The 26,374-nt window shown below is 75.6% G+C and carries 25 protein-coding genes and 1 pseudogene; 18 read left to right on the top strand and 8 right to left on the bottom strand.

Annotated elements, in window-relative coordinates:
- Positions 1-100 precede the first annotated feature (100 nt).
- The 12 genes from GCU67_RS03560 (at position 101) to GCU67_RS03505 (ending at position 12,409) form a co-directional block, all read left to right on the top strand.
- Positions 101-817 carry a redox-sensing transcriptional repressor Rex gene (locus GCU67_RS03560; protein ID WP_163609718.1) on the top strand — a complete coding sequence of 239 codons (717 nt, stop codon included), beginning with the start codon at positions 101-103 and terminating at the stop codon, positions 815-817.
- Positions 814-2,220 carry a glutamyl-tRNA reductase gene (locus GCU67_RS03555; protein WP_163609717.1) on the top strand — a complete coding sequence of 469 codons (1,407 nt, stop codon included), beginning with the start codon at positions 814-816 and terminating at the stop codon, positions 2,218-2,220. The genes GCU67_RS03560 and GCU67_RS03555 overlap by 4 nt, the downstream gene beginning before the upstream one ends.
- Entirely contained in the window at positions 2,217-3,158 is a 942-nt protein-coding gene (hemC, locus tag GCU67_RS03550) for a hydroxymethylbilane synthase (protein ID WP_163609716.1), read from the top strand. The genes GCU67_RS03555 and hemC overlap by 4 nt, the downstream gene beginning before the upstream one ends.
- 73 nt (positions 3,159-3,231) lie before the next feature.
- Positions 3,232-4,800, top strand: coding sequence for a bifunctional uroporphyrinogen-III C-methyltransferase/uroporphyrinogen-III synthase (locus GCU67_RS03545; protein WP_163609715.1), 1,569 nt, complete (start codon positions 3,232-3,234; stop codon positions 4,798-4,800).
- A gap of 65 nt (positions 4,801-4,865) precedes the next feature.
- Complete coding sequence (gene hemB / locus GCU67_RS03540) at positions 4,866-5,795, top strand: porphobilinogen synthase (RefSeq protein ID WP_246214532.1); 930 nt, start codon at positions 4,866-4,868, stop codon at positions 5,793-5,795.
- Between the two features lie 103 nt (positions 5,796-5,898).
- Positions 5,899-7,299, top strand: a complete 1,401-nt coding sequence (hemL, locus tag GCU67_RS03535) for a glutamate-1-semialdehyde 2,1-aminomutase (protein ID WP_163609713.1) — start codon at positions 5,899-5,901, stop codon at positions 7,297-7,299.
- Positions 7,296-7,931, top strand: coding sequence for a histidine phosphatase family protein (locus GCU67_RS03530; protein WP_338104746.1), 636 nt, complete (start codon positions 7,296-7,298; stop codon positions 7,929-7,931). The genes hemL and GCU67_RS03530 overlap by 4 nt, the downstream gene beginning before the upstream one ends.
- Positions 7,924-8,505 (top strand): redoxin domain-containing protein, encoded by a 582-nt coding sequence (locus tag GCU67_RS03525; protein ID WP_163609712.1) that lies wholly within the window; start codon positions 7,924-7,926, stop codon positions 8,503-8,505. The genes GCU67_RS03530 and GCU67_RS03525 overlap by 8 nt, the downstream gene beginning before the upstream one ends.
- Position 8,506: 1 nt before the next feature.
- A complete protein-coding gene (locus GCU67_RS03520) occupies positions 8,507-9,328 on the top strand; it encodes a cytochrome c biogenesis CcdA family protein (protein ID WP_163609711.1) in 822 nt (273 codons plus the stop codon).
- A gap of 67 nt (positions 9,329-9,395) precedes the next feature.
- Complete coding sequence (gene resB, locus GCU67_RS03515) at positions 9,396-11,030, top strand: cytochrome c biogenesis ResB family protein (protein ID WP_170311001.1); 1,635 nt, start codon at positions 9,396-9,398, stop codon at positions 11,028-11,030.
- Positions 11,027-11,977, top strand: coding sequence for a c-type cytochrome biogenesis protein CcsB (gene ccsB / locus GCU67_RS03510; protein WP_163609710.1), 951 nt, complete (start codon positions 11,027-11,029; stop codon positions 11,975-11,977). The genes resB and ccsB overlap by 4 nt, the downstream gene beginning before the upstream one ends.
- A gap of 135 nt (positions 11,978-12,112) precedes the next feature.
- Positions 12,113-12,409, top strand: coding sequence for a hypothetical protein (locus GCU67_RS03505; RefSeq protein WP_163609709.1), 297 nt, complete (start codon positions 12,113-12,115; stop codon positions 12,407-12,409).
- 78 nt (positions 12,410-12,487) lie between these two features.
- Here the strand turns inward: GCU67_RS03505 and GCU67_RS22675 are convergent, their stop codons facing one another.
- Positions 12,488-12,712 carry a hypothetical protein gene (locus GCU67_RS22675; RefSeq protein ID WP_163609809.1) on the bottom strand — a complete coding sequence of 75 codons (225 nt, stop codon included), beginning with the start codon at positions 12,710-12,712 and terminating at the stop codon, positions 12,488-12,490.
- A gap of 138 nt (positions 12,713-12,850) precedes the next feature.
- Here GCU67_RS22675 and GCU67_RS22670 point away from each other — a divergent pair, with 138 nt between their 5' ends.
- A complete protein-coding gene (locus GCU67_RS22670; protein ID WP_338104745.1) occupies positions 12,851-13,279 on the top strand; it encodes an Lrp/AsnC family transcriptional regulator in 429 nt (142 codons plus the stop codon).
- A complete protein-coding gene (locus tag GCU67_RS03490) occupies positions 13,272-13,604 on the top strand; it encodes a DUF4229 domain-containing protein (protein ID WP_163609708.1) in 333 nt (110 codons plus the stop codon). Before GCU67_RS22670 ends, GCU67_RS03490 begins: the two co-directional genes overlap by 8 nt.
- On the opposite strand, the gene GCU67_RS03485 is transcribed toward GCU67_RS03490, so the two are convergent.
- The 4 genes from GCU67_RS03485 to GCU67_RS03470 are packed head-to-tail and all read right to left on the bottom strand — an operon-like array spanning position 13,597 to position 16,942.
- Positions 13,597-14,466, bottom strand: coding sequence for a 1,4-dihydroxy-2-naphthoate polyprenyltransferase (locus GCU67_RS03485; protein WP_163609707.1), 870 nt, complete (start codon positions 14,464-14,466; stop codon positions 13,597-13,599). The genes GCU67_RS03490 and GCU67_RS03485 overlap by 8 nt on opposite strands.
- Positions 14,466-15,650, bottom strand: coding sequence for an o-succinylbenzoate--CoA ligase (menE, locus tag GCU67_RS03480; RefSeq protein ID WP_338104744.1), 1,185 nt, complete (start codon positions 15,648-15,650; stop codon positions 14,466-14,468). Before menE ends, GCU67_RS03485 begins: the two co-directional genes overlap by 1 nt.
- 37 nt (positions 15,651-15,687) lie before the next feature.
- Positions 15,688-16,257 carry a hypothetical protein gene (locus GCU67_RS03475; RefSeq protein ID WP_163609706.1) on the bottom strand — a complete coding sequence of 190 codons (570 nt, stop codon included), beginning with the start codon at positions 16,255-16,257 and terminating at the stop codon, positions 15,688-15,690.
- Complete coding sequence (locus GCU67_RS03470) at positions 16,250-16,942, bottom strand: CDP-alcohol phosphatidyltransferase family protein (RefSeq protein ID WP_163609705.1); 693 nt, start codon at positions 16,940-16,942, stop codon at positions 16,250-16,252. Before GCU67_RS03470 ends, GCU67_RS03475 begins: the two co-directional genes overlap by 8 nt.
- A 137-nt stretch (positions 16,943-17,079) precedes the next feature.
- On the opposite strand from GCU67_RS03470, the gene GCU67_RS03465 reads away from it, so the two are divergent.
- Positions 17,080-18,036, top strand: coding sequence for an o-succinylbenzoate synthase (locus GCU67_RS03465; RefSeq protein WP_163609704.1), 957 nt, complete (start codon positions 17,080-17,082; stop codon positions 18,034-18,036).
- On the top strand, positions 18,033-19,817 hold the full coding sequence (gene menD / locus GCU67_RS03460) for a 2-succinyl-5-enolpyruvyl-6-hydroxy-3-cyclohexene-1-carboxylic-acid synthase (protein WP_163609703.1): 1,785 nt from the start codon (positions 18,033-18,035) through the stop codon (positions 19,815-19,817). Before GCU67_RS03465 ends, menD begins: the two co-directional genes overlap by 4 nt.
- Here the strand turns inward: menD and GCU67_RS03455 are convergent.
- Positions 19,804-22,476 (bottom strand): putative bifunctional diguanylate cyclase/phosphodiesterase, encoded by a 2,673-nt coding sequence (locus GCU67_RS03455; protein WP_163609702.1) that lies wholly within the window; start codon positions 22,474-22,476, stop codon positions 19,804-19,806. The genes menD and GCU67_RS03455 overlap by 14 nt on opposite strands.
- 105 nt (positions 22,477-22,581) lie before the next feature.
- Positions 22,582-23,835 (bottom strand): isochorismate synthase, encoded by a 1,254-nt coding sequence (locus tag GCU67_RS03450; RefSeq protein ID WP_163609701.1) that lies wholly within the window; start codon positions 23,833-23,835, stop codon positions 22,582-22,584.
- 38 nt (positions 23,836-23,873) lie between these two features.
- Between GCU67_RS03450 and GCU67_RS03445 the strand changes: the two genes are divergently transcribed.
- Positions 23,874-24,590, top strand: a complete 717-nt coding sequence (locus tag GCU67_RS03445; protein ID WP_163609700.1) for a demethylmenaquinone methyltransferase — start codon at positions 23,874-23,876, stop codon at positions 24,588-24,590.
- Here GCU67_RS03445 and GCU67_RS03440 read toward each other — a convergent pair.
- Positions 24,587-25,459, bottom strand: a complete 873-nt coding sequence (locus tag GCU67_RS03440) for an aminoglycoside phosphotransferase family protein (protein ID WP_211660701.1) — start codon at positions 25,457-25,459, stop codon at positions 24,587-24,589. The genes GCU67_RS03445 and GCU67_RS03440 overlap by 4 nt on opposite strands.
- Positions 25,460-25,723: 264 nt before the next feature.
- Here GCU67_RS03440 and GCU67_RS03435 point away from each other — a divergent pair.
- Positions 25,724-26,374, top strand: a pseudogene (locus tag GCU67_RS03435) (hypothetical protein); the annotation flags it as partial.

Raw genomic sequence — 26,374 nt, 5'->3', positions numbered from 1 at the left:
CGTTGCGTTCGCCGGGCGCCGACGCGCCCGCGTCCCCGAAGTCCCCCCGAGCGTCCCCGGCTGACCGCCGGTCGCCCTCGGAACGCTGTGGAGTCTGCCCGTGCCCGAGTCGCGGCCCCGGAACATCCCGGAGGCCACCGTTGCCCGGCTGGCCGTGTACCTGCGGGTGCTGGCCGGTCTCGCCGACGACGGTCGCAGCCACGTCTCCTCCGGGGAGCTGGCCACGGCCGCCGGGGTCAACCCTGCGGGCCTGCGCAAGGACCTCTCGCACCTGGGCCCGTGCGGCGTCCGGGGCGTGGGCTACTCCGTCGCGAGCCTGCGCGACCGGCTCACCGAGACCCTCGGTGGCGCCCGGTCCCGGCCCTGCGTCCTCGTCGGCGTCGGCCGGCTGGGCTCCGCGCTGGCCGACTACAGCGGTTTCCCGGGCCGGGGCTTCGAGTTCGTCGCCCTGCTCGACACCGACCCCGCGACGGTCGGCTCCTCGGTGGCCGGGCTGACCGTCGCCCCCGTGGCCGAGCTCGAGACCGTCGTGGCCGAGACCCGGGCCTCCATCGGGGTCATCACGACACCTGCCGAGGTGGCCCAGTCGGTCTGCGACCGGCTCGTCGCGGTGGGGGTGAGGAGCATCTTGAACTTCGCGCCCGTGGCGTTGGCGGTGCCTGCGGGCGTCGACGTCCGCAAGGTCGACCTCTCGGTGGAGCTGCAGGTGCTGGCCTTCCTGGACCAGCAGCGCGACAGCACCCCCTCGGCGGTCGAGCCGAACCGGGTCGAGCGGGTCCGCCCGCTCCCCTCCACGGCCCGGGCAGGTGTCCGATGAGCCTGCTCGCCGTCGGCATCAGCCACCAGACCGCGCCGGTCGCCCTGCTCGAGCAGGTCAGCATGACCGGCGACGACAAGGTCAAGACCCTGCACGAGCTCGTCGAGAGCGAGCACGTCTCCGAGGCGCTGGTGCTGGCCACCTGCAACCGGATCGAGGTCTTCGCCGAGGTCGACCGCTTCCACGGCGGCATCACCGACGTCAGCCGGGTCCTCGCCCGGCACGCCGGCGCCACGGTGGAGGAGCTCTCCCCGTACGTGACCGTCTACTACGAGGACCAGGCGATCGGCCACCTGTGCACCGTCGCCGCGGGTCTGGACTCGATGGTCGTCGGTGAGACGCAGGTGCTCGGCCAGCTCCGCGCCGCATACGCCCTGGCGCAGGAGGAGGGCACGGTCGGCCGCGAGCTGCACCCGATCACCCAGCGGGCGCTGCGGGTGGGCAAGCGCGTGCACGCCGAGACGGGCATCGACAAGGCCGGCGCCTCGCTGGTCTCGGTCGCCCTCGACCGGGTCACCGACGTCCTCGGCGAGCTGGCCGGCCGGCCGGTGCTCGTGGTCGGCGCGGGCTCGATGGGCGCGCTGGCCGCGACCACCCTGGCCCGCCGCGGTGCCGCCGTCACCGTCAGCAGCCGCACCCCGGCCAGCGCGGCCCGGTTGGCCGAGTCGATCGGCGGGCGCCAGGCCGACCTCGACCGGCTGGCCGAGGAGATCGCCGCCGCCGACGTGCTCGTCACCTGCACCGGCGCCATCGGCACCGTCATCGGCACCGACGTGGTCGGTGACCGCGGCGGCCGCCCGCTGGCGGTCGTCGACCTGGCCCTGCCCCGCGACGTCGAGCCCGGCGTCGCCGCGCTGCCCGGGGTCCACCTGATCGACCTGGCCATGCTGCAGGGCGAGCGCGCCGCGCACCCCGGCCGGCCGGTGGCCGGCTCCGTGGCCGCCGTCGACATCGCCGCCGCGCACGCGCTGGTGGAGCTGGAGACCTCGCTGCTGCGCGCCGAGCGCCAGGCCGCCGCGGTGGCCCCCACCGTCTCCGCGCTGCGAAGCCAGGCCGCCGAGGTCGTCGACGCCGAGCTGCTGCGGCTGTCCACCCGGCTGCCCGACCTCGACGCCAAGGCGCGCAGCGAGGTCGCCCGCACCGTGCGCCGGGTCGTCGACAAGCTGTTGCACGAGCCGACCGTGCGGGTGAAGGAGCTGGCCAGCGCCCCGAACGGCACCGACTACGCCGACGCCCTGCGCGCGCTGTTCGGTCTGGGCCTGTCCGGCGTCACCGACGGCGACCGGGCCACGCTGTCCGACGCCGTCACCCTCGACCCGCAGGTGCCCGCCGGCACCCCGCTGTCGGCGCTGGACCCGCGGATCGAGGCCGGCCGCGACGGCCTGCCCGGGGGCCGGTCGTGACCGCCCCGGCACCGCTGCGGCTGGGCACCCGGGCCAGCGCACTGGCCCTCACCCAGTCCCAGCACGTCGCCGACGCGCTCACCGCGGCCAGCGGCGTCCCGGTCGAGCTGGTGCACGTGAGCACCTACGGCGACCGGTCGACCGAGGCGATCAGCCAGCTCGGCGGCACCGGGGTGTTCGTCACCGCGCTGCGCGAGGCCCTGCACGCCGGCACGGTCGACCTGGCCGTGCACAGCTTCAAGGACCTCCCGACCGCGCCGACCACCGGTCTGACCGTGGCCGCCGTCCCCGCCCGGCAGGACCCCCGCGACGCCCTCGTGGCCCGCGACGGCCTCACCCTGGGCGAGCTGCCGCCCGGCTCCCGCATCGGCACCGGGGCGCCGCGCCGGATGGCCCAGCTGCGCGCGCTCGGCCTCGGGCTGGACGTCGTGCCGATCCGCGGCAACGTCGACACCCGGATGGCCCGCGCGCTGGGGCCCGACGCCGACCTGGACGCCGTCGTGCTGGCCCGCGCCGGCCTGGCCCGGCTCGACCGGCTGTCGGCGGTCACCGAGACCCTCGACCCGATCCAGGTGCTGCCGGCCCCCGCGCAGGGCGCCCTGGCCATCGAGTGCCGCACCGACGACACCCGGGTCCGGGAGCTGGTCGCCGTCCTCGACGACCCCGCCGTCCGGGCCTGCGTGGCCGCCGAGCGCGCGGTCCTCACCGCGCTGGAGGCCGGCTGCAGCGCTCCCGTGGCCGCCTACGCCGAACTCGCCGAGGGCGAGGACGGCGCGGCCGAGCTCTACCTGCGCGCCTCGGTCACCGCGATCGACGGCAGCGACGGCGTCCGGGGCTCGATCTCCGGTCCCGCGCCCGACGCGGTCGACCTGGGCCGCCGGCTGGCCGCCGAGCTGCTCGACCGCGGTGCCGCCCAGCTCATGGCGATGAGCCGGTGAGCGACGTCCGCACCCCACCCGTCCCGTACCACCCGCACCGACCCCCTCAGGGGCTGAAGAACAGGAGCACGCGATGACGCGCTCACGCAAGAACGGCACCGGCAAGGGGATGGTGGTCTTCGTCGGCGCCGGCCCCGGTGACCCCGAGCTGCTCACCACCCGCGCCAGCGCCGCGATCGCCGGCGCCGACACGGTGCTGGCCGACCCCGACGTCTCCGCCGCCGTGCGCGAGGCGCTGCTGGAGGCCCACCCCGACCTCGAGCTGAGCATCGTCTCCGGCGAGCCGGCCGAGGTCGCCAAGAGCGCCGTGGCCGGTGCCAAGGCAGGCAACGTGGTGGTCCGGCTCGTCGCCGGCGACCCGTTCACCAGCGACTCCGTGGTGAAGGAGGCGCTGGCGGTCACCCGCACCAGCGTCGCCTTCGACGTCGTCCCCGGTGTGGCCGTCGGCACCGCCGTCCCGGCCTACGCCGGCGTGCCGCTGGGCGCGGGTTCGGTGCACGCCGACCTGCGCGGACTCGACGCGACCGTCGAGGGCCCGGACCGGCTGGCCGCGTTGGCCGCCGCCGCCAACGGCACCGGCAGCCCGCTGGTGCTGCAGGCCGCCGCCGAGCAGCTGACCGCCATCGCCGCCGGCCTGGTCGAGGGCGGGCTGTCCGGCAGCACCCCGGTGGTCGTCACCACCGAGGGCACCGGCACGGCGCAGAAGAGCGTGGCCGCCAAGCTCGCCGCGGTGGCCGAGAAGTCCGCCGGGCTCGACAGCCTGACCGGCTCGGTCGTGGTGACCGTCGGTGCGGTCGTCGACAAGCGCGCCAAGCTCGGCTGGTGGGAGAGCCGCCCGCTGTTCGGCTGGCGGGTCCTGGTGCCGCGCACCAAGGAGCAGGCCGGCGACATGAGCGAGCGGCTGCGCGCCTACGGCGCCGTGCCGGTCGAGGTGCCGACCATCGCCGTCGAGCCGCCGCGCAGCCCCGCGCAGATGGACCGCGCCGTCAAGGGCCTGGTCACCGGCCGCTACGGCTGGATCGTCTTCACCTCCACCAACGCCGTGCGCGCGGTGCGGGAGAAGTTCACCGAGCTGGGCCTGGACGCCCGCGCCTTCGCCGGGGTCAAGGTGGCCTGCGTGGGCCAGCAGACCGCCGACGCGGTGCGCGAGTTCGGCATCGTGCCCGAGCTGGTGCCCACCGGTGAGCAGTCCAGCGAGGGCCTGCTGGCCGACTTCCCGCCCTACGACGACGTGTTCGACCCGATCGACCGGGTGCTGCTGCCCCGCGCCGACATCGCCACCGAGACCCTCGCCGCCGGGCTCAAGGAGCGCGGCTGGGAGATCGACGACGTCACCGCCTACCGGACCGTCCGGGCGGCGCCGCCGGCCGCCGCGGTGCGCGAGGCGATCAAGGGCGGTGGCTTCGACGCGGTGTGCTTCACCTCCTCGAGCACCGTGCGGAACCTGGTCGGCATCGCCGGCAAGCCGCACGCCCGCACCGTCGTCTCGGTGATCGGTCCGGCCACCGCGGCCAGCGCCGTCGAGTTCGGCCTGCGCGTGGACGTGCAGCCCGAGACCGCCGCCGTCGGCCCGCTCGTCGACGCGCTCGCTGCCTTCGCCCAGGCCCGCCGGGCCGAGGCGGAGGGCGAGACCACGAAGTGACCTCGTTCCAGGGTGGGGCTAACCCCGGGTTCGCGCGGGGACGCCGGCTGCGCTCGACCCCGGCCATGCGCCGGTGGACGGCGCAGACCCGGCTGTCCCCGGCCGACCTCGTGCTGCCGGTCTTCGTCAAGGAGGGCCTCACCTCCCCGCAGCCGATCAGCTCGATGCCCGGCGTCGTCCAGCACACCCAGGACTCCCTGCGGAAGGCCGCCCACGAGGCGGCCGAGGCCGGGATCAGCGGGCTGATGCTGTTCGGCATCCCGGCGGACAAGGACGCCGTCGGCTCGCAGGCCGACGCCGCCGACGGGGTGGTCAACGTCGCGCTGCAGCAGTTGCGCGCCGACCTCGGTGACGAACTCGTGCTGATGGCCGACCTGTGTCTGTGCGAGTACACCGACCACGGGCACTGCGGCGTGGTCACCCCGGCCGGCGTGGTCGACAACGACCCGACCCTGGACCGCTACGCGGCGGTCGCGATCGCCCAGGCCCAGGCCGGGGCGCACGTGATCGCCCCCAGCGGGATGATGGACGGCCAGGTCGCCGCGATCCGGGCCGGGCTGGACAGCGCCGCCCACACCGAGACCCCTGTCCTGGCCTACGCCGCGAAGTACGCCTCGGGCTTCTACGGCCCGTTCCGCGAGGCGGCCGAGGGGGCGCCGCAGTTCGGCGACCGCTCGACGTACCAGATGGACCCGCCGAACGCCGCCGAGGCGCTGCGGGAGGTCCGCCAGGACCTCTCCGAGGGCGCCGACGCGGTGATGGTGAAGCCGGCCGGCCCGTACCTGGACATCGTCGCGGCCGTGGCCGGTGCGGTCGACGTCCCGGTCGCCGCCTACCAGGTCAGCGGTGAGTACGCGATGGTCGAGGCGGCCGCCGCGAACGGCTGGATCGACCGGGAGCGGGCGATCCTGGAGACCCTGATCGCCATCCGGCGGGCCGGCGCCGGCTCGGTGCTCACCTACTGGGCGGTCGAGGCCGCCCGCTGGCTGCAGTAAGGACCCCCTTGCTCCCCACCACTCGCAAGCTCGCGGCGGGACCCTGCAAGGGGGCCGAAGGACCACGGGGCGGGCACACAGCTGACCCTGGGAGAGTGGGACCGTGACTGAGCCCTACCCGTACGAGGCGCCCGCGTCGGCGCAGCTGTTCGAGCGCGCCGGACGGGTGACCCCCGGCGGCGTCAACTCCCCGGTCCGGGCCTTCCGGGCCGTCGGTGGCACCCCGCGCTTCATGGCCTCCGGGTCCGGCCCGTGGATCACCGACGCCGACGGCCGCCGCTACGTCGACCTGGTCTCCTCCTGGGGCCCGATGATCCTGGGCCACGCCCACCCGGAGGTCGTCGCCGCGGTCACCGACGCCGCCCGGCGCGGGTTCACCTTCGGCACGCCCACCGCCGGTGAGGTCGACCTGGCCGAGGAGATCGTCCGCCGGGTCGCCCCGGTCGAGCGGGTGCGGCTGGTCAACTCCGGCACCGAGGCGGTGCTCTCGGCCATCCGGCTGGCCCGCGGGTACACCGGCCGCCCGGTCATCGTGAAGTTCGCCGGCTGCTACCACGGCCACGTCGACTCCCTCCTCGCCGCGGCCGGGTCCGGCGTCGCCACCCTGTTGCACGCCTCCGGCTCCGACGTCGCCCGCCAGGCCCGCCCCGACACCCCCGGTGTCACCACCGGCGCGGCCGCCGACACCGTCGTCCTGCCCTACAACGACGTCGCCGCCGTCGAGGCGGTGTTCGCCGAGCGCGGGTCCGAGATCGCCTGCGTGATCACCGAGGCCGCCGCCGGCAACATGGGCGTCGTCCCGCCGCTGGACGGCTTCAACGCCGCACTGCGCCGGATCACCGCCGCGCACGGCGCGCTGCTGGTGGTCGACGAGGTGATGACCGGCTTCCGGGTCACCGGCGCCGGCTGGTACGGCGTCGACCCGGTGGACGCCGACCTGTTCACCTTCGGCAAGGTCATGGGCGGCGGCATGCCGGCTGCGGCCTTCGGCGGCCGCGCCGACGTCATGGACCACCTGGCCCCGTCAGGGCCGGTCTACCAGGCGGGCACCCTGTCGGGGAACCCGGTCGCGGTGGCTGCCGGGCTGACCACGCTGCGGCTGTGCACCGACGAGGTCTACGAGCGCTGCGACTCCGTGGCCGCCGTGCTGCGAGGTGCGGCCAGCGCCGCGCTGTTCGCCGCCGGGGTCTCGCACCGGGTGCAGCAGGCCGGCTCGATGTTCTCGGTGTTCTTCGTCCCCGACGAGCGCCAGGTGCGCGACTACGACGACGCCCGCACCCAGGACGTCGCCGCGCACGCCGCCTTCTTCCACGCGATGCTCGCCCGCGGCGTCTACCTGCCGCCCTCGGCGTTCGAGTCCTGGTTCGTCAGCGCCGCGCTGGACGACGCCGCCGTCGAGCACGTGCTGGCCGCGCTGCCCGCCGCTGCGCAGGCTGCGGCGGCCGCCGCCGGGGGAGCGCCCGTCTCCGCCGAGGCTCTCGACCCCGAGGAGCTGCAGCCGTGAGCGAGGTGACGGTCGTCCACCTCATGCGGCACGGCGAGGTGCACAACCCCGCCGGCGTGCTCTACGGCCGGCTGCCCGGCTACCGGCTGTCCGAGGCCGGTGAGGGCATGGCGCGCACCGTGGCCGAGTGGTTCTCCACCCGCGACGTGACGTACCTGGTGGCCAGCCCGCTGGAGCGCGCGCAGCAGACCGCCCAGCCGATCGCCGACGCCCTCGGGCTGCAGATCGCCACCGACGGGCGGCTGATCGAGGCGGGCAACAGCTTCGAGGGCAAGACCTTCGGCGTGGGCGACGGGTCGATGAAGCACCCGGAGAACTGGTGGCGGCTGCGCAACCCGTGGAAGCCGTCCTGGGGCGAGCCGTACCGCGAGATCGCCGCCCGGATGATCGGCGCGATCGCCACCGCCCGGGACGCCGCCCGCGGCCACGAGGCCGTCTGCGTGAGCCACCAGCTGCCGGTCTGGACCGTGCGCCTGCACCTGGAGGGCCGCCCCTACCTGCACGACCCGCGCAAGCGGCAGTGCGGGCTGGCCAGCGTCACCTCGGTCACCTACGACGGCGACCGGATGGTGGGGCTCAGCTACGCCGAGCCGGCCGGGGCCACCGACCCGCACGCGGTGCCCGGTGCGTAGTCGGCGGGCCGGGCTCGCCGCGGTGGCCGCGGTCGCGCTGCTCGGGGGCTGCTCCAGCGGCTCGGACGCGGTGGACGTCAACAACGGCGGGGAGTTCCGGTTCGTCGCCGGGACGCCGGCGGCCCAGGTGATCCCGGACACCGAGCGGGCCAGCGCACCGGAGTTCACCGGGACGCTGCTCACCGGTGAGACGTTCCGCTCCACCGAGCTCGCCGGGGACGTCGCGGTGCTCAACTTCTGGGGCTCCTGGTGCGCGCCCTGCCGGGTGGAGACCCCGGAGTTCCAGCAGGTCTACGACGAGGTCAAGGACGACGGCGTGCAGTTCCTGGGCCTGAACGTGAAGGACTACGACCAGCAGTTCGCCGACGCGTTCGTGGCGGACGAGGGCATCACGTTCCCCTCGCTGTACGACCCCGAGGGCCGGGTCGCACTGGCGTTCCGCGACTACCCGGCGGCCGCGATCCCCTCCACGATCGTGCTGGACCGGCAGAGCCGGGTCGCGGCGGTGTACACCGGTGAGGTGCGCCAGGACGACCTGCGCGCGGTGCTGGCACGGCTGAGCGCGGAGGCCTGAGATGGTCCAGGGGATCACGGACCTGATCAGCGACGGTCCGCTGCTGGTGGCCGCCGCGGTCGCCGCGCTCGCCGGGCTGATCAGCTTCGCCTCGCCGTGCGTCCTGCCGCTGGTCCCCGGCTACCTCTCCTACGTCACCGGCCTGGTCGGCAGCGGCGCCCGTGCCGCTCCTGCTCCCGCGCCGGCCGGCGGCTCGGTCGCCACCGCCCTCCGGACGACGGACGAGCGCTCGACGCGCGGCCGGATGGTGCTGGGCGCGGTGCTGTTCGTGCTCGGCTTCACCGTCGTGTTCGTCTCCATCAGCAGTGCGTTCGGTGGGCTGGGGCGGCTGCTGCTCGAGTACAACGACCCGATCACGCGCGTGATGGGCGTGGTCACCATCGTCGTCGGGCTGGGGTTCCTGGGCTGGCTGCCGTTCCTGCAGCGCACCGCCCGGCTGCAGGCCCGTCCCGCCGTCGGGCTGGCCGGCGCCCCGCTGCTGGGCATCGTGTTCGGCCTGGGCTGGACCCCGTGCCTGGGCCCGACGCTGGCCGCGGTGCAGAACCTGGCCTTCAGCGAGGCGACGCCCGGCCGCGGTGCGTTCCTCGGGCTGGCCTACTGCCTCGGGCTAGGGGTGCCGTTCGTGCTCGTCGCGCTGGGTGCCCGCTGGGCGGTCGGGGCGATGTCGTTCCTGCGCCGCAACGCCGGCACCGTCACCCGGGTCGGCGGGTTCGTGCTCATCGCCGTCGGCCTGATGCTGGTCACCGGTGCGTGGACCGAGGTGATGGGGTGGCTGCGCAGCTGGCTGGCCAGCAGCGGCCTGGCGGAGTCCGCGCCACTGTGACCGCCGTACCGACCCGGGTGCACCCGCCCCGGCCCGTCCACCCCACCAGCGCCCACGAGGAGACCCGGTGACCACCACCGCCCCGCCCCGCCCGGCCGCGCCGGCCACCCCGCCGTCACCACCCTCGCCGGGGCACCGGGTGCTGGCCAGGCTGCTCCGCTGGTGGCGGCAGCTGACCGCGATGCGCACCGCGCTCATGCTGCTGTTCCTGCTCGCGGTCGCGTCGATCCCCGGCTCGCTGCTGCCGCAGCGCTCGCTGTCGCAGACCAACGTGAACCGGTACTTCGCCGAGTACCCGACGCTCGCGCGGTGGCTGGACCGGCTGTTCCTGTTCGACGTCTTCAGCTCCCCGTGGTTCGCCGCCATCTACCTGCTGCTGTTCATCTCCCTCATCGGCTGCGTGGTTCCGCGGGCGATCGAACACGGCCGCTCGCTCTTCACGCCGCCGCCGCCGGTCCCCCGGCACCTGCAGCGGCTGCCGGAGCACGCCGAGCTGTCCACCTCGCTGCCCGGCGCGGCCGCCCTCGACGTCGTCGAGGAGGAGTTGCGGGTCCGCCGTTTCCGCGTCGTCCGGCGCGAGGGGAGGTCCGGCCCGGAGGTCTCCGGTGAGAAGGGCTACCTGCGCGAGACCGGGAACGTGCTGTTCCACCTGTCGCTGCTGGCCCTGCTGCTCGGCCTGGCCGGCGGCAAGATGTGGGGCTACGAGGGCAGCATCCTGGTCACCGAGGGCCAGGGGTTCTGCAACTCCTTCCAGCAGTACGACACCTACCGCTCCGGTCCGCTGGTCAGCGGTGGTGACCTGACCGCGCTCTGCGTGAACCTCGAGGACTTCGAGGCGGTGTACGAGCAGAACCTGACCGCGGCCTCCTTCACCGCCGACATCAGCTACGACGTCGACGGCGGCGAGCCGGTCGCCAGGACGATCGGCGTCAACGACCCGCTGCGCCTCGACGGCGACCGGGTCTACGTCACCGGGCACGGCTACTCGCCGGAGTTCACGATCGTGCTCCCGGACGGGACGGCGCTCACCGACCTGTCCGCGCCGTTCCTGCCCACCGACCCGGGCACCCTGGCCAGCCAGGGCGTGCTGAAGGTGCCCGACCTGGGCACCGGCGCCACGGAGCAGCTCGCCGTCGAGGGCTTCTTCGCCCCCACCGGGGTCGTTCAGGCCGGGGTGCTGACCTCCGTCGACCCGCGCCCGCTGGACCCACAGGTGGCTGTGATCGTCTACGCCGGCTACCTGGGGCTGGACTCCGGGCTGCCCCAGTCGGTGTTCTCCCTCGACCAGGACCAGATCGACCGCGGCAGCCTCAACGAGGTCGGCCGGGCCAACCTGGCGGTGGGGGAGTCGACCACGCTGCCCGACGGCACCGTCGTGACCTTCAGCGGCTTCAAGGAGTTCGCCGCGATCCAGGTCTCCCACGACCCCGGTCAGGTATGGGTGCTGGGCGCCTCCATCGCGGTGCTCGCCGGCCTGCTCGGTATGCTGCTCGTGCGCCGCGAGCGGGTCTTCGCCCGTGTCATCCCAGGGCCCGATGGCGGGGGTACCGTGCTGTCTGTCGGCTCGCTGACCCGGGGGAGCGCCGACACCGGACCCCGTTTCACCGCGCTCATCGACGACGTCGGTGCCGCACTGGCCACCCGCGCGGCGCAGGGACCTGCCGCCGCACCCCCACTCTCCGAGGAGGCTCCGCCGTCGTGATCGACGAGTCGCTGGCCAGCTTGTCAGACACGTTCTTCACGGTCGCCGTGGTCGTGTACTCCCTCGCCCTGGTGGCGTTCTGCGCGGAGCTGGCCTTCGGCCGCCCGGTCCGCAGCCGCCAGCTGGTCGGTGCCGGGGCCCCCGTCCAGGGGGCGTCCGCCGCAGCCGGCACGGAGCCCGCGCGGGCCCGCCGGCTGGGCTCGGTCGCCATGGTCCTGACCGGCCTCGGGCTGGTCGCCCACGCTGCGTCCCTGGTGACCCGGGGGATGTCGGCCGACCGGCTGCCCTGGGGCAACATGTACGAGTTCTCCACCGTGGTCGTGCTCGTCGCCGTCCTGGCCTACCTGGTGCTGGCCGTGCGCGCCCCGCAGCTGCGGCACATCGGCGTGTTCGTCCTGGGCCCGGTCGTGGTCTCCCTGGCGCTGATCCGGATGGTGCTCTACGTCGAGGCCGGCCCGTTGGTGGCCGCGCTGCGCTCCTGGTGGCTGGCCGTGCACGTCTCGACGGCGACGCTGGGCTTCGGCGTCTTCTTCGTCAGCGGCATCGTCAGCGTGCTGTACCTGGTCCGTAGCCGCCGCGAGGAGCGTGCGGAGTCCGGGGAGGTGCTCGCCCCCTCGCTGCTGGACCGGCTGCCCTCGGCGGCCGTGCTCGACCGCACCGCGCACCGTACGGCCGTCTTCGGCTTCCCGATCTGGACCTTCGCGGTCATCGCCGGGGCGATCTGGGCCGAGGGCGCCTGGGGCCGCTTCTGGGGCTGGGACCCCAAGGAGACCTGGGCCTTCATCGCCTGGATCGTCTACGCCGCCTACCTGCACGCCCGGACGACGTCGGGCTGGCGCGGCCGCCCCTCGGCGTGGATCAACGTCGTGGGCCTGGCCGTCATGGTCTTCAACCTGCTGTACGTGAACTTCGTGTCCACTGGCCTGCACAGCTACGCCGGCGTCTGACCACTGCTGGGTGAGGTGAGCACCTCACTGGCAGTCACGAACGGGTGAAACGAGACCGCACGGTACGTCGGAGGCGGCTGCCGCTGCACGGTCCGTGTCATCCTGGCGGCATGACTGAAGGCGGTGTTGTTCACGGTGGGTAAGCACTCAGCTGACGACGGAGCCGGTGTCGACCCGTTCGTGGCCGCCGCGCTCGCGCAGCGTCCGGCCCCGGCGGAGCCGGTCGCACCGCGGCACGCCCCCGGGCTGGTCCCGGTCGGCGCAGACGGCACCGGCGGCCTCGGCTGGCCCGGCGACCCGGCCGACGGCAGCGGGCTCGGCTGGCCGGCCGGCGACGCGGACTCCGCCGGCGCGGCGGAGCAGCGCCCCGCCCGCAGCCGCGGTGGCTGGCGCCGGCTGTTCGGCGGCGCACGCCAGGACGACGCGGCCTGACGGAAGGACCCTGCAGGACGGCGACGAGCCGTCAGCCCGGTGGGCTGACGGCTCGTGCTGTGTACGGGGGCCCGGCGTCTAGCTGAGGCTGCCGTCGTCCCGGCGGGTGCGGCGCTCGAGCTCCCGGATGAAGTCCGGGTCGTCGTCCGGTGCGATCAGCCGGGTCGGCCGCTGCGGCCGGGGGCCACGGGGACCGCTCCCCGGTCGTCCGGAGCCGCCTGGCCCGCCACCCGAGGCAGAACCTGCGCGCATGACCAGCACGACCGCGACCACCGCGATCACCATCAGGACCAGGAAGACCATCCGGCCACCCCCCTCATCTCCTCCAATGTACGACCGCGGCGATACTCGGGGGAGGGGATCGCACCGTCCGTCCGGGCGGGACCCGCACAGCAGCGCCCCGGCGGGCGCCCCGAGGAGCCGGAGGCCGACATCGACGCGGTGGACGAGCAGCTGGTCGGCCTGCTGCGGGCCAACGGCCGGGCCAGCTACGCCGAGCTCGCCCGTCAGGTCGGGCTCTCCGCCCCCTCGGTGCACGAGCGGGTCGGCAAGCTGGAGGCCGCGGGGGTCATCACCGGCTACCAGGCGGTCGTCGACCCGGCCACGGTCGGCCTGGGCGTCACCGCCCTGGTCGGGGTGATCGAGAGCGACCAGGTCGACGACACCGGGCTCGAGCAGGCGCTTGCCGAGCTGCCCTCCGTCGAGGACTGCTGGCGGGTCGCCGGCAGCGAGGGGTACGTGCTCAAGGTCCGGGTCCCCGACATCCGGGCACTCGAGGACACCATCAGTGCGTTGAACAGGATCAGGGGCGTCGCCCGGACCCGGACGACCGTCGTCCTGTCGACCAAGTGGGAGGGCCGTCATGGCTGAACCGATCAAGGCCCGACCGACCGAGGCCGGACCCGTCGAGACCGGGGGATCGACCCGGGTGCCGGGCGAGCAGCCCCAGGTGGCGAAGTGGCTGGTGGTCTACACCCTGGGCCGGCTGGCCATCGCCGCCGCGCTGATCGCGCTGCTGTGGGTCCTCGGCCTGCCGGGCACCCCGGGCTTCCTCTTCGGCGTGCTGCTGGCCATGCCGGTGGCCTACCTGGCGCTCGCCCCGGTGCGCACCCGGCTGACCACCGCGCTGGTGGCCCGCGCCGAGCACAAGGAGCGCCTCCGCACCGAGCTCCGCGGCGGCGACGACCTCAGCTGAGGGCGAGGCCGAGGGCGAGCAGGACGCCCGTGGCCAAGGTGAGCTGACCGGTGGCCTTGAGCGTGCCGATCAGCAGCGGACCCCGCCCGCCGCCGAGGACGGTGCGCACCGGTGGCACGGCCAGCGGCGCGGCGAGCAGGCCCAGCAGCGCCCACGGCCGCTCGACCCCGATGGCCACGATGCAGGCGAACGCGACGACCAGCAGCCCGGTGTAGGCGATCCGGGTGCGGGCCTCGCCGAGCAGCACCGCGAGGGTCCGCTTGCCGACGGCGGCGTCCCCGTGCACGTCGCGCAGGTTGTTGACCACCAGCAGCGCCACCGACAGCAGCCCGATCGGGACGGCGGCGGCGAACGCCAGCCCGTCGAGGCTGCGGGTCTGCCCGAACGTCGTCCCGACCACGGCGACCAGGCCGAAGAAGACGAAGACGAAGACCTCGCCGAGGGCCCGGTAGCCGTAGGGGATCGGCCCGCCGGTGTAGGTCCAGGCCGCCAGGATCGAGACCGCGCCGACGGCGACCATCCACCAGCTGGAGACCGCGGCGAGCGCCAGCCCGGCGAGCCCGGCGACGGCGAAGGCGATCATCGCCGCGACCAGCACCTGCTGCGGCGTCGCGGCCCCGGAGCCGACCAGCCGCATCGGCCCCACCCGGACGGCGTCGGTGCCGCGCTTGCCGTCGGAGTAGTCGTTGGCGTAGTTGACCGCGACCTGCAGCGACAGCGCGACGACGAGGGCCAGCAGCGCCGGGCCGAGCCGGAAGCCGTCGAGGGCGGCGGCGACCCCGGAGCCGACGAGGACGGGGGCGAGCGCGGCGGGCAGGGTGCGGGGACGGGCACCCTCCAGCCACTGGGCGGGGGTGGCCACTACAGGTCTCCTCGGGCGAGCATCTCGGTGACGGAACGGCGGTCGGGCTTGCCGGTGTGCAGGGTCGGCACGGCGTCGATCAGGGTGAGCACGCGCGGGGCGGCGGCGGGGCCGAGCCGGCCGGCCACCCAGGGCCGCAGCTCGGCGAGGTCGGGCACGGCGCCGGGGGTGGGCACGACGGCGGCGACCACGCGCTGGCCCCACTCGGGGTCGGGCAGCCCGGCGACGACGGCGTCGGCGACCGCGGGGTGCTCGCGCAGCACCGCCTCGACGGCCTGCGGGGACACGTTGACCCCGCCGCTGATCAGCACGTCGTCCAGCCGGCCGTGCACGGTGAGGGTGCCGTCGGCGGCCAGCGAGCCGGCGTCCCGGGTGGCGAACCAGCCGTCGCGGAAGGCCTCGGCGGTGCCGGCCGGGTCGAGCCGGTAGCCGTGCGCCAGGACCGAGCCGGCCAGCTCGATGCCGTCGCCCACCCGCCCGCCGTTCTCGTCGGCCACCCGCACGGAGACGCCGTCCAGCGGCACCCCGTCGTAGACGCAGCCGCCGGCGGTCTCGCTCATCCCGTAGGTCGTGCGCACCCGCACCCCGGCGGCGCGGGCCGCGTCGAGCAGACCGGCGTCGGTGGCCGCCCCGCCGACCAGCACCGCGGCGAAGGACGCCAGCACGTCGGGCTCCTCGGCCAGGTACCGCCGCAGCTGGGTGGGCACCAGCGAGGTGTAGCGCCGGTCGCCCTCGGGCAGCCGGCCCACCGCGTCGGCGAGCCGCTCGCCGCGGGCCAGGACGGCGGGCTCGCGCCCGGCCAGGGCGCTGCGGACCAGCACCTGCAGCCCGCCCACGGCCGAGGTCGGCAGCGCTAGCAGCCAGCCGCCCGGACCGCCCAGCCGGTCCAGGGTGGCGGTGGCCGAGGCGCGCAGCGCGGCCGCCGACAGCAGGACGCCCCGCCCGCCCCCGGTGGACCCGGAGGTGACCACCACGAGGTCGGTGCCCGGCTCCAGCGGCTCGTCGGGGCGTAGCAGCGCCCGGGCGGCGTCGGCCGGGCCGGTGCCGGCGGGCAGCACGGCCACCGGGGCACCGCCGTCCAGGGCGCGGCGCAGCGCCGGCCAGACGGTGGTCAGCGCGGTGCCGGCGGCCTCGGGAGGGGGCGCGGGCACCAGGGCCAGCTGCCGCGCGCTCGGGACCACCACGAGGAGTCAGGCTACGGCGCGCCCCGGCCGGACCCGCTCAGAACAGGTCGGGCACCAGGTCGGGCACCAGCGCCAGGGCCACGAAGCGGACGGTGCGGCCGGCCAGGCAGGTGACGATGAACGCCTTCAGGCTCATCCGCGACGTCCCGGCGTAGAAGGCGATGGCCAGCAGCGGCGGGATGCCGACCGAGCCGGACAGGAACACCACCGCCGGGCCCCAGCGGCCCGACAGCAGCCGGACGCCGAGGGCGTTGACCCGCTTGAGCCAGCGGCCGACCGGGCGCAGGGCCCGCTTGACCGGCCCGCCCGGCGGCTGCTCCCCGGCCTCCTCGGCGGCGGCGATCTCCGCGGCCTCCTTCGCGCCGCGGTCGCGCAGCCGGGTCAGCCACCGCGAGCTGGTGGCGCCGCGGGCGGTGGTGAACAGCAGCACCTTGCCCACGGTCTGCCCCATCGCGGCGGCGACCGCGCCGGCGACGGCGACGGTCTGGGTGTTCTGCACGGCCAGGCCGATGACGTAGGCCTCGACGGGGAGGAACGGGGTGACGGCCGAGACCGCGCCGACGAGCAGGCCGAGCGCGATCAGGCCGATCGTGCCGGCATCAGGCACCGGCGAGCATCCCCTGGGGCACGTGCGGGGTGTCCCTGGGGACGGTGAGCCGCAGCACCCGGCCCAGCGACCACAGCTTGATCACCAGCACGGTCGAGGCGGCGACCAGGGCGATCCACTGCTGGTCGGGCAGCAGGACCAGCAGGGTGATCAGCAGGGTGGTGTTGGTGACCTTCGCGACCACGTGCCAGTTGAGCGTGTAGGCCAGCCGGTCGATCAGGAAGAAGTAGTTGGGCGAGAGCACCGGCCAGCGCATCGGCAGCAGGGTCAGCGGCAGGTCGACGACGACGAACTGGAACAGGAACACCGCGATCGGCCAGGGCGCGTCGACGAACTGCAGGAACACCAGGGCGCAGCTGATGCAGTTGACGCGGTCGCAGACGACGTCGAAGTACGCGCCGAAGCGGGTCTCCTGGTGCTGGAACCGGGCGATGTTGCCGTCGGCGGAGTCGCCGATCCAGTAGGTCAGGTAGGCGGCCAGCAGCAGCGGCCACGAGTGCGCGGCGGCCGCCCCGACGACCAGGCCGAGCGAGGCCAGCGTCCGCAGCACGGTGACCGCGTTGGCGGCGTTGAGCAGCACCCGCGGGTCCTCGCAGCCGCAGCCGCGCACCCCGCACCGCACCGGGCCACCGGGGTACCGCGGCGAGCGGTCCGCGGCGGGCAGGTGCCCCGTCCGAGCTGCCACTGCGACCTCCGGGTGGTTCGACGTGCACGGGACCCGGGCGGACGTGCCCGCAGCCGCAGGGAACGGTAGGGCAAGCCGGTGCGCGGGACACCGGATGCCGCCGGGACACCGGGTGCGGCGCGCCTAGGCTGGTGCCCGTGGTCCCCGCCCCCGTGTCCGCCGCGCCGGCCCTGGAGACCTCGGTCTACCGGGTGCCGCTGCGCACCCGCTTCCGCGGCATCGACGTCCGCGACGGGGTGCTGCTGCGCGGGCCGGCCGGCTGGGGCGAGTTCTCCCCCTTCTGGGACTACGACGTCGCCGAGAGCCGCCGCTGGTGGGCCGCCGCGCACGAGGCCGCCGTCCTGGGCTGGCCCGCGCCGCTGCGCACGAGCGTGCCGGTCAACGTCACCGTGCCGGCCGTCGGGCCGGAGCGGGCGCACGCGATCGTCACCGCGTCGGGCTGCCGCTCCGCCAAGGTCAAGGTCGCCGAGCCCGGGCAGGACCCGGGCGAGGACGAGGCCCGGGTCGAGGCGGTCCGGGACGCGCTCGGCTCGGACGGGGGCATCCGGGTCGACGCCAACACCGCCTGGGACGTCGAGACCGCGGTCGCCCGCATCACCGCCCTGGACCGCGTCGGACTGGAGTACGTCGAGCAGCCGTGCGCCACGGTCGAGGAGCTCGCGCAGCTGCGCCGCCGGGTCGACGTCCGGATCGCCGCCGACGAGGTGGTCCGCCGCGCCGCCGACCCGCGCCGGGTCGACCTGCGCGAGGCCGCGGACGTCGTCGTCCTGAAGGTCCAGCCGCTGGGTGGGGTGCGCGCGGCGCTGGAGGTCGCGCAGGCGCACGGCCTGCCCTGCGTCGTCTCCTCGGCTCTGGAGAGCTCGGTGGGCATCGCCGCCGGCGTCGCCCTGGCCGCGGCGCTGCCCGAGCTGCCCTTCGCCTGCGGGCTGGCCACCGTCGCGCTGTTCACCGACGACGTCACCGCCGACCCGCTGCTGCCGGTCGACGGGGCGCTGCCGGTGCGCGCCGTGACCCCGGACCGCCTCGCGGAGACCGCTGCCGACCCCGAGACCACGCGGCGCTGGCTCGCCCGGCTGGCGGCGGTGCAGGCGTGAACCCGGCCACCGCCTTCGCCCGGGTCCTCGTCGACGAGCTGGTCCGCGGCGGCGTCACCGACGCCGTGCTCTCACCGGGGTCCCGGTCCGCGCCGGTGGCGGTGGCGCTGGCCGACGCCGAGGTCGCCGGCCGGCTGCGGCTGCACGTGCGGATCGACGAGCGGACGGCGGCCTTCCTCGCGCTCGGGCTGGCGAAGTCCAGCGGCCGGCCGGTGCCGGTGCTCACCACCTCCGGCACGGCGACCGCCCACCTGCACGCCGCGGTGCTCGAGGCGCACGAGAGCGGGGTGCCGCTGCTGGCGCTCACCGCCGACCGGCCGCCGGAGCTGCGCGCCACCGGCGCCAACCAGACGATCGACCAGGTCGGGCTCTACGGCGGCGCGGTGCGCTGGGCGCTGGACGTCGGGGTGCCCGAGGTCGGCCGGGAGGCCGCGCAGAACCGGTACTGGCGCTCGGTCGTGGCCAAGGCGCTGGTGGTGGCGCGCGGTGAGCTGTCCGGCGACCCGGGCCCGGTGCACCTGAACCTGGCGCTGCGCGAGCCGCTGATGCCCGACGACGCCGGCCCCGGGGCCCGGCCGGGACGCCTGGCCGGGGACCTCGCCGGACGGCCGGACGGCGAGCCGTGGACCGTGACGGCGGGCGTCGGTGGGCCGCGCAGCGCCCCGCTGACCGACGTCGACCCCGCGGGGAGCGACCGCACGCTGGTGGTCGCCGGTGACGCACCGACCGCGGTCGGCCGGGCCGCCGCCGTCGTCGCCGACCAGCGCGGGTGGCCGGTGCTGGCCGAGCCCAGCAGCGGTGCCTGGGGTGCCGCGGGCGCGCTGCGCGGGCCGGCCCTGCTGCTCGGGTCACCCGGCTGGCTGGCCGCGCACCGGCCCGACCGGGTGGTCGTGGTGGGCCGCCCGACGCTGTCCCGGCCGGTGAACGCGCTGCTGGCCGACCCCGCGGTGGCCGTGCAGACCTACTCGCCCTCGCCGCGTTGGGCCGACCCGTCCCGGAGCACCGCCGTCGTCGGCAGTGCGCAGCTGGACCCGGGTCTGGCGCTGCGCGACCCCGGCCGGGCGCCGGGGGCCGGGTCGGTGGCCGGGGGCTGGGCCGCGGACTGGTCGGCGGCGGCCGACCGGGTGGGCCGCGCGGTCGACGCGGAGCTCGACGACGTCCCCGGCCGGGGGCTGACCGCGGCGCGGCTGGCCCGCGACCTGGTGGCGACCCTGCCGGCCGGGGCGCTGCTGGTGCTCGGCTCCTCCACCCCGGTGCGCGACGTCGACCGGCTCGCCGTGCCGCGGCCGGGGCTCACCGTGCTGGCCAACCGCGGTGTGGCCGGCATCGACGGCACGATCTCCACCGCGGTGGGCGCGGCGCTGGCGCACCAGGGCGCCGGGGGCGGGCCGGCGTTCGCGCTGATGGGCGATCTGACGTTCCTGCACGACCTCACCGGCCTGCTGACCGGGTCGGGGGAGCAGCGGCCCGACCTGACCGTCGTCGTCCCGGACAACGACGGCGGTGGCATCTTCACCACCCTGGAGCCCGGGCAGCCGCAGCACGCCGCCTCGTTCCGCCGGGTGTTCGGCACCCCGCACGGCCGGGACCTGGTGGCGGTGGCCCGCGCGCTGGGCTGGGCGGCGACCGCGGTCAGCGACCCGGCGCAGCTGGTGGAAGCGCTGGGCGCCGGCGGTCCGCGGGTGGTCGTGGTCCGCACCGACGCCGCCGCCGAGGCGGCGCTGGGGACCCGGTTGCGGGAGGTCGCGGCCGCGGCGCTGGGCCGGCTCAGCTCTGGCTGAGCGGGTCCGAGGTCTGCAGGGCCCGGGACAGCAGCAGCCGCTCGGCCTCGTCGGCCTCCAGCGCGGGGGCGAACAGCCAGCCCTGCGCGAGCTGGCACCGCTCGGCGCGCAGCCGGTCGCGCTGGGCCTCGGTCTCCACGCCCTCGGCGACGATCTCCAGCTTCAGGGTGCGGCCCAGTTGCACCAGGCCGTGCACGATGGCGGCGTCCTCGGCCGAGCCGTCGAGCAGGTCGACGAAGGAACGGTCGATCTTGAGCACGTCGACCGGGAACTGGCGCAGGTAGCTCAGCGAGGAGTAGCCGGTGCCGAAGTCGTCCAGCGCCAGGCGCACGCCCAGGCCGCGCAGCGCGAGCAGCTGTTCGGCCACGGCGTCGGGGTCGGTGACCAGCGCGGTCTCGGTCACCTCCAGGACCAGTGAGGACGGCGAGATGCCGCTGGTGGCCACCGCCTCGGCGACGTCGGCGAGCAGCGTGCCGTCGGCCAGCTGCCGGGCGGAGACGTTGACCGCCATCGACAGCGGGGTGGCCGAGGGGTGGTCCCGCTGCCAGCGTGCGGCGGTGCGGGTGGCCTCGGCGAGCACCCACCGGCCGATGGGCACGATGGAGCCGGTGTCCTCGGCGAGCGGGACGAACCGGTCCGGCCCGACCGCCCCGAGCGTGGGGTGCTGCCAGCGCAGCAGCGCCTCGAACCCGACGACGCACTCGGTCTGCAGGTCGACCACGGGTTGGTAGACCAGCCGCAGCTGACCGGCCGACAGCGCCCCGGCGAGCTCGCGCTCGAGCTCGATCCGCTGCAGCGCGGCCGCCCGCATGCCCGGGTCGAACACGACGGCCTGGGCGCGGCCGGCGGCCTTGGCGCGGTACATGGCGATGTCGGCGTCGCGGAAGAGCGACAGTGGGGTGGCGCCGGTGTCGGCGGCGACGATGCCGATGCTGGCTGCGACCCGCACCCGGTGCCCACCGAGCTCGACCGGCTCGCCGATGACCTCCAGCAGCCGCTCGGACAGTGTGGAGGCCAACGGCACGCCGCCGCGGGTGTCGTCGAGCAGGACGGCGAACTCGTCCCCACCCAGCCGGGCGACGGTGTCGGCGGACCGCACCGCGCCCAGCAGGCGGCCGGCGATCGTGCACAGCAGCTCGTCACCGGCCAGGTGGCCCAGGCTGTCGTTGACGTCCTTGAACCCGTCGAGGTCCAGGCACAGCACGATCGGCGGGCTGCCGGTGCGGCCGGCCCGGCGCAGTGCCTGCTCGGTGTGGTCCAGGAACAGCGCACGGTTGGCCAGCCCGGTCAGGCCGTCGTAGAAGGCCTGGTGGGCGAGCTCGGCCTCGGCCAGCTTGCGGGCGGTGATGTCGTAGACGTTGACGGCGATGCCCTCGACGTCGGGGTCGGTGCGCAGGTCGACGGCCCGGCCGCCGAGCCAGACCACGCCGCCGGTGGGGTGCCCACCGCGCAGTTCCAGCTCGACCGGCTCGCCGGGCAGGGCGGTGGCCCGTGCGAGCACCCCGTGCACGTCGGCGGGGTCGACGCCGATGCTGCTCAGCAGCTGCGGGAGCGACCGCCCGGCCTGGCCGGGCTGGCCGAGGAGCTCGGCCAACGACGCGGAGTCCGAGGTCAGCACGCCGGCGGGGTCGACGACGGCCACGGCGTCGGAGGAGTTGAGCGCCAGCGCCTCGTAGCGGCGGGCCAGCGACCGGACGTCGGCGCGGGAGTGGACGGCGTCGGCGAGCAGCCGCTGCGCCCGGACGACGACCAGCACGGTGAGGACCACGGTGGCGAGCAGGCCGGGCAGCGGGCTCACGTCGATGCCGGTCAGCCAGGCGTCGAACTCGATGATGCCGGGTACCAGGAGTGGCAGGAACGCGCAGGTGACCCGCCAGTGGCCGATCACCGAGTCGGTGGGCGGATGCTCCGGGGCGGTGGACGGGGGAGCCCAGACCGCCGCGGCGAGGCCCACCGCGCCAGCCAGCCAGCCGGCGCTGAGCCAGTCCCCGATCCCCTCCGCGGCGGCCAGGAGCAGCCACCCCAGGTCCGAGGCGGCCCAGGCGGCGGCGCCGAGGGCCAGCAGCACCGCGCGGAGGTCGAGCCGGGCGCGCAGCACGACCGCACGGACGACGAGGCCGACGGCCAGCACGTCCAGCACCGGGTAGGCGGCCAGCACGACCTTGCTGACCAGGGTGAGCGAGTCGTCGGTGAGGGTGGTGCCGATCGAGGCCTGCCACACCACCAGCAGCGCGGCGATCAGCACGGCCGCGGCGTCCAACAGCGCGTGGAGGCGCTCGCGGGGGCTGGTCGCACCGCCCCCGGCGTGGGCGACCAGCGCGGCGCCCAGGGCCACGTAGCTGCCCAGGTAGGCCACGTCGGCGAGGGACACCTCCGGGGTGCTCCCGGCCAGCCAGTCCTGCAGCTGCCACACGAGGTCACCGACGGCGTTGAGCGTGAGGGCCACGGCCAGCCGGCGGGTGCCGCCACCGGGGCCGCGTCGTCGGGAGCCGACCCAGGCGGCCGTCGCGGCGCCGGCGCTGACCAGGAGGTAGCTCACCTCGGTGAGCAGGGACTCGGTCGGGAACGAGGCGGTCAGGACCAGGGCGAGGGCGGTGGCGACCAGCAGCCAGCCGCCGACGGTCGCCCGTCCGCGAGTGGTGGCCGTCGTGGTGCCCATGGGTGCGATGTCCTCCCGGTCGACGGATGTCGTCCTGTGAGGTGTCGGCAGGTCGGGCCCGCCGCTCCAGTGCCGCCGGCTCCCGTCCCCCCAGAGGAGGGAGGGTCAGTCCTCCAGCGCGGCCTGGAAGGCGGCCAGCTTGGCCTGGGTCTCGGCCAGCTCGGCGATGGGGTCGGAGCCGGCGACGATGCCGCAGCCGGCGAACAGCCGCGCCTGCCGGCCGCCGTCGGCGCCGGTGAGCTGGGCGCAGCGTAGGGCCAGGCCGAACTCGCCGTCGCCGCGGGAGTCCAGCCAGCCGACGGGCCCGGCGTACCGGCCGCGGTCCATGCCCTCGAGCTCGCCGATGACCCGGGCGGCGGCCGGCGTCGGGCTGCCGCAGACCGCGGCGGTGGGGTGCACGGCACCGACCAGCTCCAGCAGCCCCGTGGGGTCGCCGTCCCGCTGGCGGCCGTGGACGTCGCTGGCCAGGTGCCGCACGTTGGGCAGGGTCAGCACGGCCGGCCGCTCGGGGACGTGCAGCTCCTCGACGAAGGGCCGCAGCGCGTCGGCGAGGGAGTCGACGGCGTAGGCGTGCTCGGCGTGGTCCTTGACCGAGTCCTCGAGGCCGGCGGCCAGCCGGTCGTCCTCGGCGCCCGCGCCGCGGGGGGCGGTGCCGGCCAGCACGCGGGAGTCGATGTCGCGGCCGGTGCGGCGCAGCAGCAGCTCGGGGGTGGCGCCGAGCAGGCCGTCGACGGCGAAGGTCCAGGTGTCGGGGAACCGCTCGGCCAGCCGCAGCAGCAGCCGGCGGGGGTCCAGCGGCCGGTCGGCGGAGACGAGCAGGTCGCGGGCGAGCACGACCTTGTCCAGCTCGCCGGCCTCGATCCGGGAGACCGCGGTGGCGACCGCGCCGCACCAGGCGACCGGGTCCAGTGCCCCGTTCGCGTAGGCGAGCCGGCCGATGGAGGTGGCCGCGTGCTGCTCGGAGGTCTCGACGACCGCGTCGGGGTCCTCGCCGGTGACGGTCACCCAGGTCCGGCCGTCCCGGCGGCCCACGACGACCTCCGGGACGACGAACACCGACGTCCCGGCCGTGGGGTCGAAGGCGATCGAGCCGAACACGACCGGGCCGGACCCGGGGACGCCGAGGGGGTCGGTGACCGCGGTGCGGGCGCACCGGTCGGCCCACCACGCGGCGGCCTCGCGGAGGGCGTCGGGTCCGCTGACCTCCAGGCGGTCGGCCTCGCCCCAGCCGACCAGGCCCTCGCCGCGGCGCACCCAGGCCAGCGCGCCGTCGGCGGGCACCAGCGAGAGCAGCGGGGTGCGGCGGGTGCCCAGGGGGGTCGTGGTCACCGCAGCGGCCCTCGCGGTGGTCGTGGTCACCGCTCCAGGGTAGGAGGCCCACGGGTAGCGTCGCCGACGTGGCGATCGGTGGACGAGCAGAGGCGACGGGCGTGCGGGCCGGGCTGGACAAGCGCCCGGCGGAGGTCGCCGCGATGTTCGACCGCGTGGCCGGCCGTTACGACCTGACCAACACGGTGCTCTCCGGCGGTCTGGACGCCGGGTGGCGGCGGGCCACCCGCGAGGCGCTCGGCGCCCGCCCCGGGGCCACCGTGCTCGACGTCGCGGCCGGGACGGCGGTCTCCACCGTCGAGCTCGCCGCCGACGGCGTCCACGCGATCGCCTGCGACTTCTCCCAGGGGATGCTGTGGGCCGGGGCGTCGCGGGACGTGCCCAAGGTCGCCGGGGACGCGATGGCGCTGCCGCTGGCCGACGAGAGCGTGGACGGCGTCGTCATCTCCTTCGGGCTGCGGAACGTGGCCGACCCGGTGGCCGCGCTGCGGGAGTTCTCCCGGGTCACCCGGCCCGGCGGCACGCTCGTGGTCTGCGAGTTCTCCAGCCCGGTCTGGGGGCCGTTCCGCACCGTCTACACCGAGTACCTGATGCGCGCCCTGCCGGCGATCGCCCGGGCGGTGAGCAGCAACCCCGAGGCCTACGTCTACCTGGCGGAGTCGATCCGGGCGTGGCCGGCACAGGCCGAGCTGGCGGGGTGGCTGCAGCAGGCCGGGTGGTCCGGCGTCGAGTGGCGCGACCTCACCGGCGGCGTCGTCGCGCTGCACCGCGGCACGAAGCGCTAGGTCAGCAGCTCCCGGAGCACGCGCCCGGTGTGCCGCTGCTCGACGGCGGTGGTGCCGACCAGACCGGCGCGGACGATCAGCGCCTTCCACAGCGCCCAGCCGCGCGCCCGGTCCCACGTGTCGTCGTCCAGGTCGAGGCCGTCGCGGAACGCCGTCCGGCTGGGGCCGTCGAGGAGCGTCCAGGCGATGACCAGGTCGCAGGCGGGGTCGCCGACGCCGCAGGTGCCGAAGTCGATGACGCCGGCGAGGCGGTCGTCGCGGACCAGCAGGTTGCCGACCGCGACGTCGCCGTGGAACCAGCGTGGTGGGTGCGGCCAGGTCGTCGAGAGGGCGGTGTCCCAGACCCTGAGGGCGACCCGGCGGTCGACGGCGTCGCCCAGGACGTCCAGCGCCTGCCGGGTCTCGTCGTCGTAGTGGGTCAGCGGTGCGCCGCGGAACCAGTTGTGTGCTCCGGGGGTCGGTCCTCCGGAGGGGTCGATCGCCTGCAGCGCGCCCAGGAAAGCGGCAAGATCGGCGGCGAGGGCGGCGAGGTCGCGGACCGGTGAGGTGGCGGCGTCCTCACCGTCCAGCCAGCCGTACACCGACCACGGCCACGGGAAGCCCTCGCCGGGCGCGCCGGCGGCCAGTTGGACGGGGACCGGTTGCGGCAGCTGTGGGGCCAGCACGGGCAGCCAGAGCTGCTCCTTGGCGACCGCCTCGGCGTACTCAGCGGCGCTGGGGAGGCGGACCAGCAGCTCCGTGCCGAGCCGGAAGGTGCGGTTGTCCCAGCCGCCCGGCTCGACGCGGGTGACGGGCAGGCCGGCCCACTGCGGGAACTGTGCGGCGATCAGTCGGCGGACGAGGATCTCGTCGAGCGGAGGCAGCTGCACACCGCCGACCCTGCCCGCTGTGGGGTGACGAGTCCACCGCCTTCCCGCCCGGGAGGCCGGGTGGGTGCCGGCCCGCCACCCGGCTCCGTGCGCTGGGTGCGGTGCTGCTGGCCGGCTCTCGCTGGAGGCTGGGTCGGCCACGGCCCTGCTGGCGAGGTGCGGCATGGGGAGCATGAGGGCGGGCCGCTCGACGGGTGTCTCGTGCCTGGGCAAGGACACGCCTGAGCTGCGGGAACTGTCGTACCCACTGGCTAGCGTGGGGGCATGTTCGGAGGCGGCTACGGGGTGGGGCTGACGGTCGTCGACCGTGCCGAGCCCCGGGCTGCCTGGGTACCACCCCCGCCCGGGGCGACGCGCCGTCGGACCCGGCTGTCGGAGGTGCTGGTGCCGGAACTGTGCACCGAGGACGAGCTGGTGCGCGAGATGCGTGCGGTCGCTGACGGCCGCGCCCAGCTGGCTGCGTACGAGGCGGTGGTGGTGGCGGAGCTGGCCGCCCGCCGTCCGGCCCAGACCGACCTCACCGACGACCAACCCGGCCACGGGGTCGAGGGCTGGGCCCCGACCCGGGTGCCGGTCGGTGTCTCGGAGTTCCTGGTCGACGAGCTTGCGATGCTCAAGGGCGTCTCGCTCAGTGCGGCGACGGGGTTGGCCGAGCGGTCATTGGCGCTGGTGCGCGAGCTGCCCGCGACCTGGGGTGCGTTGGCGGACGGGTTGGTGGACGAGCCGCGGGCGAACGCGATCGTGCGGGCGTTGGCCGGTCAGTCGCAGGCCGCGGGTGGCCAGGTGGAGCCGGCGGTCGTGGCCGAGGTCGAGGCCCAGGCGCTGGGGTGGGCGCGTGCGGGGGAGACGCCGGTCCGGCTGCAGGAGCGCACCGCGGCCGCACTGATCGCCGTCGATGCTGCGGCGGCTGACCGG

The sequence above is a fragment of the Modestobacter muralis genome (genome assembly GCF_010682105.1).
In the GTDB taxonomy this organism is placed as follows: domain Bacteria; phylum Actinomycetota; class Actinomycetes; order Mycobacteriales; family Geodermatophilaceae; genus Modestobacter; species Modestobacter muralis.
This window is presented reverse-complemented; position numbering and strand designations above follow the sequence as displayed.